An 11,275-nucleotide genomic window follows, 5' to 3' on the forward strand; every position below is an offset into this window, starting at 1 on the left:
TCCGGCTGATGAGACGCTCCCGGGCGGTGTGCGGCTGGGGTACGGGCCGGACAGCCGAGCAGCCACGACCTTGACAGGAGGGGCATCGATCTACTTAAGATCCAAACCCCCTGCGATCGAGAGTCGTCGTTGCTGGAAGTCACGCATGACACGCCGAGCGATCGTGACCCGACGTGACCGAGGAAACGCATGCGGCGAACCGATGGAGCAGCGGTGGAAGACGGGCAGTCGCCGTACCGGATCGACCGTCGCCACCTGCTCGGGGTGATCACCGCCGCGCTCGCTGCCGGCGTCATCCCGGAGGCGTGGCTCGCGGAGGCGGCGTACGGTGCCACGCCCCGGTGGAACCGGCCCTTCGACAAGCATGTCCCGGTCACGTCGCCGTTCGGGCCCCGCCGGGACCCGATCACTGGCGAGACCCGGCAGCACAACGGCACGGACTACAGCTACGCCGGGATCCTCGGCTACCCGGCCCGGTCGATCGCCGCAGGCACGGTGACGGGTGTCAGCTACAACGCGAGCGGCTTCGGCCACCACGCGATCGTCACCCACGCCGACGGCTGGCGGAGCATCTACGCGCACCTGCGGGAGGCCCCCGTGGTGGGGACGGGCGCCCAGGTCGCCGCCGGGCAGCACGTCGGCAACGTCGGTTCGACCGGGCGCTCGACCGGTCCACACCTGCACCTCGAGGTCATCCAACCGAACGGGGCGAGAGTCAACCCCGAGTCGATCCTCGCGGGCGCTCCGCTGGCCGGGGCGCCCGGACAGCCACCCGGAATTCTCACCAAGGACGGACTGATGTACCTCATCTGGAGCACCGGCGGCACCGGCTACCTGGTCACCCCCAACCGCGTCATCGGGCTGCGGTCGATGGCGCACTACAACCTGTTCAAGCGGATCATCAACTCGAACCAGGCCGCCGCCCAGCCTGAGGTCTTCAACCAGTTGGAGATCGACCAGATCAACGCCTACCTCAACGGGCACGTTCCGGCCTGACCCCTCGCCGGCACCGGTTCCCTCACCCGTCGGCCGCGATCGCGGCGATCATGGCGTGCGGCCGATGGGTGCCGTCGCCGGGTCGCCGCCGATGCTCGACCGTCGTGAAGCCGGCCCGCGCCAGCCGCGCCGAGAACTCCTCGACGGGCCAGCGATAGGCGGTCACGACCTTGTGGTCGAAGGCGCCGACCTCGTCACCGTCGAAGAAGCCGACCACCAACGTCCCCGCCGGGGCCATCACTCGCCGGAACCCGTCGAGCACGCCCCCGAGCTGCTGCCACGGTAGGTGGATCAACGAGTACCAGGCCAGGATGCCGGCGACGGAGTGGTTCGCCACGTCGAGCTTCTCCAGCGACCCGAGCTGGTACCTGCCGTCCGGGTAGGCCGCCCGTGCGTGGGCGATGAACTCGGGGACCATGTCGATCCCCTGTGCGTCGACGCCCAGGGAACGCAGGTAGTTGGTGATGTGGCCGGGTCCACAGCCCAGGTCGAGCACCGTGCCGGACCGGTTCGACAGGTGTCGCCCGATGAAGGCGAGGTCGTCGGCGTGCACCTGCTGGCTCGTGCCGAACAGCTCGATGTAGAGATCCGCGACGGACCCGTATGCCTGCCTCACGCGCTCCAGGGTCACCGCGCGACTATACGAGCCCCGGACGCCACCTGACGCCGTAGCCGCCCCCGGCAGCGCGTGCGACGAACGGGGCCTGGTGATGTGGTACGTGACGCGGGTCCCGCTGCAGAAGGTGGTGGCGGCCTGGTAACTTTCTCGACCCAGGGCGCGCAGGGAGGCAGCGGATGACTCCGGCCCAGGCCCGTACGGCAACGGCCAACGCGGACGGCTGGACCGACGGCACGTTCACCAATCCGGTGGTCCCCGGCTTCCACCCGGACCCGAGCGTGTGCCGGGTCGGCGACGACTACTACCTGGCCTGTTCCAGCTTCGAGTGCTTCCCCGGCGTGCCCCTCTTCCACAGCCGGGACCTGGTGCACTGGGAGCAGATCGGCAACGTGCTGGACCGGCCGGGCCAGTTGGTCCTGCCCGCGACGACGGCGTCCTCCGGAGGCGTCTACGCGCCGACGTTGCGGCACCACGACGGGCGCTTCTGGCTGATCGTCACCAACGTCGCGGACGGCGGCGGCAACCTGCTGGTCACCGCCGAGGACCCGGCCGGTCCCTGGTCGGATCCGGTCCGCCTGCCGGACGTCGCCGGCATCGACCCCGACCTGGCCTGGGACGACGAGGGCAACTGCTGGTGCACCTACGCCGGCATCGAGCAGGTGCGCATCGACCCGTACACCGGGCGGGCGCTCGGGCCGCCGCGCCGGTTGTGGTCCGGCCCACCGGGCGCGCAGGCGCCGGAGGCGCCGCACCTGTACCGGATCGGCGAGCACTGGTACCTGCTGATCGCCGAGGGCGGCACCGAGCGCGGGCACGCCGTCTCGATCGCCCGCGCGTCGGCGCCCGACGGGCCGTACGAGCCGTGCCCGGACAACCCGATCCTGACCCACCGGGGCACCAACCGTCCGATCCAGAACACCGGCCACGGCGACCTCGTCGAGGCCGCCGACGGGTCGTGGTGGATGGTGCTGCTCGGCGTACGGCCACAGGGCGGCACCCCCGGCTGGCACGTGCTCGGACGGGAGACGTTCCTGGCCCCGGTGACCTGGGTCAACGGCTGGCCGGTGGTCGGCGGGGTGACCCCGGTGACGACCGCGCCACCGTGGCCCGCCCGCCCCGTGCCGGCGCCCCCGGCCCGGGACGACTTCGACGCCGGGTCCCTGCACCCGCGCTGGGTCTCGCTGCGCTCCCGGCCGGCCGAGGTCTGGTCGCTGACCGAGCGGCCGGGCTGGCTCACGCTGCGGGCGCGCGGCGCGTCGCTGGACGAGCGCGATGTCACCTTCGTCGGCCGTCGGCAGCAGCACCTCTCCTGCCGGGCCCGTACGCTGGTCGACCCGGCCGGCGGACGCGGCGGGCTCGCCGTACGCCTCGACGAGCGCCACCACCACGAGATCGAGGTCGGCGACGGCGAGGTCCGGGTGGTCGCGCGGATCGGATCGGTGCTCTCGACGGTGGCCACCCGACCGGTCCCGGCCGGTCCGGTCCGGCTCCGGGTCGACGTGCACGCCCCGTCCCCCGGCGACTGGCATCCCGGCAAGGAGCCCGACACGCTCCGGTTCGGCGTCGAGCGGGCCGACGGCACCCTCGACGTGCTGGCCGAGTTGGACGGCCGGCACCTGTCGACGGAGGTCGCCGGTGGCTTCACCGGCCGCGTGATCGGGATGTACGCGGCGGCCGGCAGCGTCCACTTCGACTGGTTCGACTACGCCGACTCCGGGGAGAGCAACCGTGCCCCCTGACCGGGCCCACCGGCCGCAGGGCGATCCGACCCGGCCCGTGACGTGCTGACCGCCACCGCCACCGAACTGGCGCTCGCGCTCGGACGCGGGGAGCGGACGCCACGGATCGGCCTGGAGCTGGCCACCACCCTCTCCGCCCGGGAGAGCACCGCCCCACCGGAAGGTCGAAGTGGCTGAGCAGCGGCACGACGAGGAGCCACAACCGCAAGTTGTCGCGGACATCGACCTGGGTGCCGTCCGGGCGTTCCTCGCGGTGGTCGACGACCGCTACTTCGGCGAGGCGGCCGCTCGCCTGCGGATGAGCCAGCAGGCGGTGTCCAAACGCATCGCCGCACTGGAACGCGACCTCGGGGTGCGCCTGTTCACGCGTGCGCCACGGGGTGCCTCCCTCACCGTCGACGGTCAGGCGTTCCTGCCCCACGCCCGCGACCTGATGAGGCTCGCGGAGCGCGCCGTCGGCTCGGTCCGGCCCGGCCGGCGCGCGTTGCGGGTGGACGTGCTGAACCGGCGGATCGGGCCGGCCGGCCTGTTACGCGACTTCCACCGGGCGCAACCGGAGACCGAGCTGGACGTGGTGACCCTGGTCGAGTCGGACGCCGCCGCCGCGATCGCCGCCGTCGAGGCCGGCACGGTCGACGCGACGTTCCGGGCGGTCACCGTACCGCCGGAGGAGCTGCCGCCGGGCATTCGCGCCGCGCGTGTCCTGGACGACCCGCACCAACTGCTGACCGGACCGGCCCACCCGCTCGCCGCCGCCCGCCACGTCACCATGGCCGACCTGTCCGGCTTGCGGATCTGGATCCCCGGGATCGTTCCCGGCACCGAATGGGCCGCCTACTACGACGTCCTGGCCGCCGAGTTCGGCCTCACCATCGAACGGATCGGTCCCAATTTCGGCACCGACCACCTTCTCGACGTGCTGGCCGACTCACCGACGCTCACCTCGCTGGTCGGTGAGCGGACGCGCATGATCTGGCCGCAGGACTACGACCTGCGCCGTGTCCCGGTCCGCGACCCCACACCGGTCTACCCGCACTTCCTCGTCTGGCACACCGACAACCCGCATCCGGGACTGGCCGCGCTACGCAGCCACATCGCGTCCGTGCCGAACCGCCACCGCACCACCGATGCCTGGGTCCCGGTGTGGGCGGCCGAGCCGGCCACGCCCTGACCGCACCACAAAGGACGGCACCTGCGGCGGGCCTGCGCCGGGACGCTCGGCGCGGACCCACCGGTTCAGGCGTTCCAGCTCCTGCGTTCGGCGGCCGCCGGGCCGGTCACGAGCGTGTTCGGCCCGACGTCCCTGGTCACCACGGCCCCAGCGCCGACCACCGAGTTGCGGCCGATCGTGACACCCGGCAGGACGGTCACGGCGGCACCGAGCCACACGTTCTCCTCCAGCACGATCGGCGCCGCGTCGGTGTACTCGCGCCGCTGGGCCGGTGGGACCGGGTGCCCGGAGGTGACGAGGTTCGTCTTCGGGCCGATCATCACGCCGGCCCCGATCCGGATGCCGCCCTGGTCCAGGAACGTGCAGCCCTGGTTCACGAAGACGTTCACGGCGAACTCGGTGCGCAGGCCGTAGTCGGTGAAGAACGGTGGAAAGATCCGCACGGACTCCGGAAGCGGCCCGGCGAAGATCTGCGCGAACAGTGCCGCGCGTCCCTCCGCGTCGCCGAAGGGCAGCACGTTCAACCGCGACGTCAGGTCGGTGACCTGATAGATCCGCTCCGCGACGCGGGCGAACTCCGGGGTCTGGACGTACATCCGCTGAGTTGTCGCACCAGGCATGTGACGATCTCACCAAACGCCATGACCAGGCAGCAAACAACCGACACGCCAGCCACCACAACCAACGGTTGTGAGGTTCACGGATGCCGTAGCCTCGTCGAAGCCGGCGGGCGGGATCAGGCGCGCGGCTGGTCGACCGGGCAGGCGTACGCCGAGCGGCCACCCAGCTCCCACACCCGCACGGGCGCGCCGCACCGTCGGCACACCGGCCGCTTGTACACCCACCGCTCGTCCGGCGCGGTCGGGTCGCTGACCACCTGGCCGGCGTCCCGACCCAGGGCCAGGTACCGCACCGCGAGGTCCCACAACCCCTGTGCCGTCTGTGCCCTCACGCCCCGGGTGTCCGGGTCGAGGCCGGCGAGGAAGAGCAGCTCGGCCCGCCAGGCGTTACCGATGCCGGCCCAGACGGCCTGGTCGAGCACGGCGACGCCGACCGCGCCCCGCACGGCGGCCAGCCGGCGCACCGCCTCCGCCGGGTCGGCGTCGGCGTCGGCGCGCAGCGGGTCAGGCCCGAGCGAGTCGCGCAGCGCCCGCTCGCCGTCGGCCGGGAGCGCTTCGCACCGGATCGGGGCGATCAGGTCGTACGCGACGTTGACGCCGACCAACCGGAGGCGCACTCCGGTACGCGGGGCGGCGGCCGGGTCGTCGTACCGGAGGAACAGCCCGCGCATGCCGAGGTGCACGTGCAGGGTCGGGCTGTCGTCCAGGTGGTAGAGCAGGTGCTTGCCGTACGCCTCCACCGCGCGCAGCCGCCGTCCGTCGTACGGGCCGGGGTCGAAGCGGCCCTGCGGGCTGGAGACGGCCAGCACCTGCCCGGCGAGTGCGGCGTGCTGTTCGCGGGCGTACCGGTGGACCAGGTGCCCTTCGGGCATGTCAGCGGTCCGGGCAGGGCACGGCGGGCATGGCGCCGCATACCCGGCACGACCGCTCCGATAACCTCGGCCTTCGGCGGAATGAGGATGGATGGTCCGTAGTTGTACGGGTTCGTGACTGACGTCGTCCCGCACTCCCGGCTGCTCGACATCCGGCGGATCTTCGTGGAGCCGGAGGCCGCCGCGCTTCCGCGCGGCCAGCAGGTGCTGGCCCGGTTCCCGGACGCCGAGCGCGTCGAGGTCGACAGCCACACCCGCATCCCCGAGCTGTACGGCGACGAGTCGAACGTGGCCCGCTGGGTGCGGATCAAGACCGAGACCCTCGTACTCGGGGTGAAAAAGTCGCTCACCGCCCGGCCGAACGGCCGCTCCGCCGACTTCATCGCCCCGTCCACCGCCAACGGCTGCGCCATGGCGTGCGCCTACTGCTACGTCCCCCGACGCAAGGGCTACAGCAACCCGGTCACCGTCTTCGCCAACATCGAGCGGATCACCGGATACCTGTCCCGGCACGTGGCCCGGCAGGACGTGAAGGACACCCCGAACCAGTGTGACCCGCACGCGTGGGTGTACGACATCGGCGAGAACTCCGACTGCTCGCTGGACGCCCGGGTCAGCGACAACGTCCGGGACCTGGTCGCCTGCTTCCGCGACCTGCCCAGCGCGAAGGCCAGCTTCGCCACCAAGCACGTCAACCGGGACCTGCTCGACTGGGACCCGCGCGGGCGTACCCGGATCCGGTTCTCGCTGATGCCCGCCCGGGACGCCAAGCTGCTCGACATCCGCACCTCACCGGTCGCCGAGCGGATCGCCGCCATCGACGATTTCGTCGCCGCCGGCTACGAGGTGCACGTCAACTTCAGCCCGGTGGTGGTACGCGACGGCTGGCTCGACGACTGGGCGGAGCTGCTCGACCAACTCGACGCCGGGATCGGCCCCCGGGCCAAGGGACAGCTCGCCGCCGAGGTCGTCTTCCTCACCCACAACGACCGGCTGCACGAGGTCAACCTGGGCTGGCACCCGAAGGCCGAGGAGGTGCTCTGGCGCCCGGACCTCCAGCAGCCCAAACGGTCGCAGTCCGGCGGCTGGAACGTGCGCTACCGGATTGGGCACAAGGGCCGCTACGTCGCCGCGCTGACCGAGCTGATCACGGCCCGCACCCCGTACTGCCGCATCCGCTACGCCTTCTGAGTCGGAGGCCCACCGCCGGGGCACCGGGTGACACAGCAGTGCCCGCTGGTGACCGGCGCCGTGTGCCGGCGGGCGCAGCCACGGTGATCAGGGGGTGGGCGGCCCGACCGACCGGTCCCCCACCGGCTGCGGCAGCCTGACCAGGACGACGGCCGCGCCTCCTGCCGAACACGTCCCCCCGGTCGCGCCGAGCACCGTGACGACAACGGTGGTGGCGGTCGTCCGCACCGTGGTGCCCTCGATCCGGCGGCACGCCCCACCGGGTACCCGCACCGTCAGGGCGGTGCCGCTCGGGTCGGTCGAGTCCAACGTCCAGGGCAGGGATTCGTACCGTCGGGCCTCGTCGGCGGGCAGCTCGCGCAGCGGTGGCAGGGACGTCGTCGCGTACGGGACCGGGGGTGCGCCATCTCCCGCGCAGGCCCCCGCGACGAGGGACACCGACAACAACGGACAGAGAACCAACGACCGCACCCGCATTCGGCCTCCCGGAGCCACCGTCGGTCCGACGCATCCCGGGCGGACACCGTTCCCCTCCCCGAGCCGGCCACGCCACCGCCGAAAGATCGAGTGACCTGGGAGTGTTCAGCGGCCGAGAGCACGCCGTTCACCTGTAGGGGCAGGACATGGTCACCAGCGGCCCTTAGACAGACGAGGTCCCCGAAAGATCATCCGATGGGAGCCGCATGTCTGTCACCCGACGGTCCGTGTTGAGGTGGGGCGGCGCGGCCGTCGCCACCGCCCTCGTCGCCCCGCAGGTCACCGCGCGGCCGGCGCTCGCCGTGCCCCTGCCGGCGGACCCGTTCACGCTGGGCGTCGCCTCCGGCGACCCGTCGCCCGACGGGGTGGTGCTGTGGACCCGGCTGGCGCCTTCGCCGCTGGACCCGGACGGCGGCATGCCGGGGGTTCCGGTACAGGTGAACTGGCAGGTCGCCACCGACGAGCGCTTCGGCGACGTGGTGCGCGCCGGCAGCGTACGGGCGGAGCCGGGCTGGGCGCACTCGGTGCACGTCGAGGTGAGCGGCCTGCTGCCGGACCGGGTCTACTACTACCGCTTCCGGGCCGGCCGGCACCTCAGCCCCGTCGGGCGGACCCGCACCTTCCCCGCTGCCGGTGCGGCGGTGACGTCGATGACGCTCGCCGCGGTCTCCTGCCAGTCGCTTCCCGCCGGACGCTACGCCGCCTACCGGCACCTCGCCGCCGGCGACCACGACCTGGTGCTGCACCTCGGCGACTACATCTACGAGGCGGCCGGGGCGGCCAACCCGAACGCCGGGCCGGACCGCAGACACGCGCCGTTCAAGGTGATCCGCACCCTGGAGGAGTACCGGATCCGGCACGCGCAGTACCGGCTCGACCCGGACCTCCAGGCCGCGCACGCCGCCGCGCCGTTCCTCTGCGTGCCCGACGACCACGAGGTCGTCAACAACGCCGCCGGTGACCTCGGCGCGGACGGCAACAGCACGCCGGAGGTGTACCTGCCGCGACGGGCGGCGGCGTTCCAGGCGTACTACGAGCACCTGCCGCTGCGCCGGTCCTCCATGCCGCAGGGACCCGCGATGCAGTTGTACCGCCGGCTCGACTACGGCAACCTGGCGCAGCTGACCCTGCTGGACACCCGGCAGTACCGCAGCCCCCAGGAGGACGGGCCGACCTTCCAGCGCCTCAAGCCGTCGGCGTACGACGTCGCGCGTACGATGACCGGCCCGGAGCAGGAGCGGTGGCTCCTGGCGGGCCTGGCCGCCTCGTCGGCCCGGTGGAACGTCATCGGCCAGCAGGTCTACTTCGCCGCGATCGACATGGAACCCGGGGACGCCGAGTTCTACAACACCGACAAGTGGGACGGCTACCCGGCGGCCCGGTCCCGCATCACCGGCTTCCTCCACCAGCGCCGGCCGCGCAACCCGGTGGTGCTCAGCGGCGACGTGCACGCCGCCATGGTCAACGACATCACCCTGGACGCGGATCCGGCGTCGCCGGTGGTCGCCACCGAGTTCCTCGGCAGCTCGATCACGAGCGAGAAGGGCAACAACGACCTCTTCGAGGCGGCGCTGCCGGAGAATCCGCAGGTCCGGTACTACAACGGGCGTCAGCGCGGCTACCTGTCCTGCACGGTGACGCCGGAGCAGTGGACCGCCGACCTCTGGTTCGTCGACGACGTCCTCGACGCCGGATCGCCGGTACGCCGGGGCGCGTCCTACGTCCTGGAGGACGGACGGCCCGGGGCACAGGCGGCCTGAGTCCCGTCGACGCGGTGCCGCGGCCGGACGGACGGTCGCGGCACCGGGCGTTCCGTCCGGACTGCTCGGGGCACCCCGGTAGATGCCCCGGTGTCCTGGATGGCCCGTCGCAGGCCGGATTCCGGGGACCCGGCCGGATCAGGGCGCTCGACTGGACACCGCCGGGCGGCCGGATCGGGTGTCGTCCGAGGTCACCCGGCCTTCTGGGGGTCGTCCGGGTCGCGTGTCGTCAGCTCGGATGCTGTGGTGTGCTGCTGTGCTTCCTCGGCGGTGCGGAGGACGTCGCGGGCGGCGGTGGCCACCGGGCAGTCCGGTGTACGGCACATGGGGCAGCGGCCGTCAGGCCCGGGTCGGTGCTGACGGAGCACGGCACGGGCGGTGAGTATCAGTCGGTTGCGGATCTGGGCCAGGGACAGGTGCGGGCCGGTCACCGTTCAGCCCACCCCGAGGGTGTCGGCGAGCTGGGTGACCGTGGCCGGCGCGTCGGGGTCGCGGGCAACCTGGGCGAGTACGTCCCGCGCGGTGGGACGATGGCGGACCTCGGCTGGCGCGATCCGCGCGGCGTCGACCAGTACCCGGCCGGCGTTGACCGGGTCGCCGACTTCGAGATAGGCGCGGGCGGCGTCGACCAGGTGCGCGGCGCGATGCTCGACGGGCAGGCACCGCCAGCCGCCCCGCTGGATGGTCTTCTCGTGCCAGGTCACCGCGTCCCGGGCGTCACCCAGGTCGACGGCTGCGGTGGCACGGGCCAGGGCAACGGCGGTGGGTCCGAAACCGGTGCGGTGGTGGTCCTGGCCATCGCCGACCCGTTCGGCCAGGTCGGCGGCCTCGTCAAGCAACTCGGTAACGGCAGCATCGTCGCCGTAGCGGGCGGCGGCCAGGGCGGCTTGGACGAGCAGGGTTCCACACAGGGAAAGCTCGATCGGGCTGCCGTACTCGATCACGGGTGGGGCGATCCGGTACGCGGCGGCCCGCATCGCCGACGTCGCCTCCCTCGCCCACCCCGATTCGCGTAGCACCTGCCCGAGCTGCACCGCAGCAGCAGCCACCAGGACCCGGTCCCCCGTGGCGGCGATCATCGCTCGATCGGCGGCCAGCCACGCCAGGTCAGCGTCACCGAGCTTCACCAGCAGTGCGGCGGTGATCCGGTACGCCTCCACCAGCGGCACCCTGGCTGCCTCGGAATCGTGGGCGTGGGTGCGCTGCGCGTCGGTCAGCAGGTCTGGCAGCAGGTCGACGACCTGCGGGTAGCGGGCGTACTGGAAGGTCGTCCACACGTGCGCGACCTCTCGGGCCATCCGGTCGACAGGCAGGACGGGTCGGCGTCCAGCCGGCCTGCCGAGCGGGATCTCGTACCGGGACAACGCCGCCCGGATTCGCTCCACATCCTCGACTCGTTCGGTCACCTCGACCGGGTGAATATCCCGACCCAGCAACACCGCCGTGTCGACCCGCAGCACAGCGGCGATGGCTTGGAGGGTCGACACCTTGTCCAGCGAGCGGACACCCCGCTCGATCTTGTCCACCCAACTCTTGGACTTGCCGAGCCGGTCGGCGAACACCTGCTGCGACAGCTTCCGCCGCACCCGCCAGTACGCCACCCGCCGGCCGACCGGGAGAGCCTCCGGCCGGTTCACCCTCATCCGACCCAGCCAAGGAACCGGTGGTGCAGAACCCCGGCGGGCACCCAGGGCAAGTCTTCCGCCGCCCGCACCAACTGCCCACCGAGGTAGAGCGACAGTGACACCCGAGCCTTGTCGAACTCGGCAAACAACTCCCGTTTCCGAGTGAGGCAGGGCCAAGAACAACCGCAGCCCCGGCAGGTCCACA

General features: G+C 72.1%; 11 protein-coding genes. 6 read left to right on the forward strand and 5 right to left on the reverse strand.

Annotation, left to right across the window (positions count from 1 at the left end):
- The first annotated feature begins 213 nt into the window (after positions 1 to 213).
- Positions 214 to 996: a M23 family metallopeptidase gene (locus GA0070618_RS06825; protein WP_157748922.1), complete on the forward strand. Its 783-nt coding sequence runs from the start codon at positions 214 to 216 to the stop codon at positions 994 to 996.
- A gap of 22 nt (positions 997 to 1,018) precedes the next feature.
- Here GA0070618_RS06825 and GA0070618_RS06830 read toward each other — a convergent pair whose 3' ends face one another.
- Positions 1,019 to 1,627 (reverse strand): class I SAM-dependent methyltransferase, encoded by a 609-nt coding sequence (locus GA0070618_RS06830; RefSeq protein WP_088980885.1) that lies wholly within the window; start codon positions 1,625 to 1,627, stop codon positions 1,019 to 1,021.
- 164 nt (positions 1,628 to 1,791) lie between these two features.
- Between GA0070618_RS06830 and GA0070618_RS06835 the strand changes: the two genes are divergently transcribed.
- From GA0070618_RS06835 to GA0070618_RS06840, 3 genes are read left to right on the forward strand one after another with little or no spacing between them, the layout of a single operon-like run.
- Complete coding sequence (locus GA0070618_RS06835) at positions 1,792 to 3,354, forward strand: glycoside hydrolase family 43 protein (protein ID WP_088980886.1); 1,563 nt, start codon at positions 1,792 to 1,794, stop codon at positions 3,352 to 3,354.
- 42 nt (positions 3,355 to 3,396) lie between these two features.
- Positions 3,397 to 3,531: a hypothetical protein gene (locus tag GA0070618_RS35145; RefSeq protein ID WP_269148478.1), complete on the forward strand. Its 135-nt coding sequence runs from the start codon at positions 3,397 to 3,399 to the stop codon at positions 3,529 to 3,531.
- A complete protein-coding gene (locus GA0070618_RS06840) occupies positions 3,524 to 4,525 on the forward strand; it encodes a LysR family transcriptional regulator (protein WP_231931636.1) in 1,002 nt (333 codons plus the stop codon). Before GA0070618_RS35145 ends, GA0070618_RS06840 begins: the two co-directional genes overlap by 8 nt.
- Before the next feature lie 65 nt (positions 4,526 to 4,590).
- Here GA0070618_RS06840 and GA0070618_RS06845 read toward each other — a convergent pair whose 3' ends face one another.
- Both GA0070618_RS06845 and GA0070618_RS06850 read right to left on the reverse strand, forming a co-directional pair.
- Positions 4,591 to 5,145 carry a sugar O-acetyltransferase gene (locus GA0070618_RS06845; RefSeq protein ID WP_231931637.1) on the reverse strand — a complete coding sequence of 185 codons (555 nt, stop codon included), beginning with the start codon at positions 5,143 to 5,145 and terminating at the stop codon, positions 4,591 to 4,593.
- Between the two features lie 116 nt (positions 5,146 to 5,261).
- Complete coding sequence (locus GA0070618_RS06850; protein ID WP_088980888.1) at positions 5,262 to 6,017, reverse strand: DNA-formamidopyrimidine glycosylase family protein; 756 nt, start codon at positions 6,015 to 6,017, stop codon at positions 5,262 to 5,264.
- A 114-nt stretch (positions 6,018 to 6,131) separates the two neighbouring features.
- Here GA0070618_RS06850 and GA0070618_RS06855 point away from each other — a divergent pair, with 114 nt between their 5' ends.
- On the forward strand, positions 6,132 to 7,208 hold the full coding sequence (locus GA0070618_RS06855; protein ID WP_088985337.1) for a spore photoproduct lyase family protein: 1,077 nt from the start codon (positions 6,132 to 6,134) through the stop codon (positions 7,206 to 7,208).
- 87 nt (positions 7,209 to 7,295) lie between these two features.
- Here the strand turns inward: GA0070618_RS06855 and GA0070618_RS06860 are convergent, their stop codons facing one another.
- Positions 7,296 to 7,646 carry a hypothetical protein gene (locus tag GA0070618_RS06860; protein ID WP_143740423.1) on the reverse strand — a complete coding sequence of 117 codons (351 nt, stop codon included), beginning with the start codon at positions 7,644 to 7,646 and terminating at the stop codon, positions 7,296 to 7,298.
- A gap of 245 nt (positions 7,647 to 7,891) precedes the next feature.
- Here GA0070618_RS06860 and GA0070618_RS06865 point away from each other — a divergent pair, with 245 nt between their 5' ends.
- Complete coding sequence (locus GA0070618_RS06865) at positions 7,892 to 9,445, forward strand: alkaline phosphatase D family protein (RefSeq protein WP_088980890.1); 1,554 nt, start codon at positions 7,892 to 7,894, stop codon at positions 9,443 to 9,445.
- A 434-nt stretch (positions 9,446 to 9,879) separates the two neighbouring features.
- Here GA0070618_RS06865 and GA0070618_RS06875 read toward each other — a convergent pair whose 3' ends face one another.
- Complete coding sequence (locus GA0070618_RS06875) at positions 9,880 to 11,088, reverse strand: helix-turn-helix domain-containing protein (protein ID WP_088980892.1); 1,209 nt, start codon at positions 11,086 to 11,088, stop codon at positions 9,880 to 9,882.
- Positions 11,089 to 11,275 lie beyond the last annotated feature (187 nt).

The organism is Micromonospora echinospora, from assembly GCF_900091495.1.
Taxonomy (GTDB): domain Bacteria; phylum Actinomycetota; class Actinomycetes; order Mycobacteriales; family Micromonosporaceae; genus Micromonospora; species Micromonospora echinospora.